The organism is Sulfitobacter sp. HI0129, from assembly GCF_001635395.1.
GTDB lineage: Bacteria > Pseudomonadota > Alphaproteobacteria > Rhodobacterales > Rhodobacteraceae > Sulfitobacter.
Window position 1 is genome coordinate 1 of sequence record NZ_LWGH01000083.1, and the last position, 531, is coordinate 531.

Sequence of the window (531 nt, forward strand, 5' to 3'; positions counted from 1 at the left end):
CCTGCTGAACCGCGGGCAAGGCTCGCTCGTCGCCTCTGTCATCACGCATGACGCAGGCTTTGCGCGGGACATCACCCTGAGTTCGGCGGCCTATCACGGGCGGCTCTACTTCGCCGACCGAACCTCCATGAAGGAAGCCACCGGCCACGGTGCCCCCCTGCCCCATATGGTGCACGGTGGCCCGGGTCGCGCGGGCGGCGGCGAGGAACTGGGCGGCATCCGCGGCGTCATGCACTACATGCAGCGCACCGCTGTTCAGGGCAGCCCCGACATGCTCAGCGTCATAGGCCAGCAATGGATACCCGGCGCGGCGGAGATCGACGACAGGGCGCATCCCTTCACCCGCAGCTTCACCGAACTGGAGCTGGGCGAAACATTCAACAGCGACAGCCGCGTGGTCACGCTCGACGATATCGAGACCTTTGCCCATTTCACCGGCGATACCTTCTACGCCCATATGGATGACGAAGCGGCGGCGGCCAATCCGTTCTTCCCGGGCCGGGTGGCGCATGGCTACCTGCTGCTCAGCTT

General features: G+C 65.7%; 1 protein-coding gene. It reads left to right on the top strand.

What is annotated here, in order from left to right; all coding sequences use genetic code 11:
* Positions 1-531, top strand: a 531-nt coding sequence (locus A3764_RS00845) for a MaoC/PaaZ C-terminal domain-containing protein (protein ID WP_269085011.1), incomplete at both ends; no start/stop codon positions are given.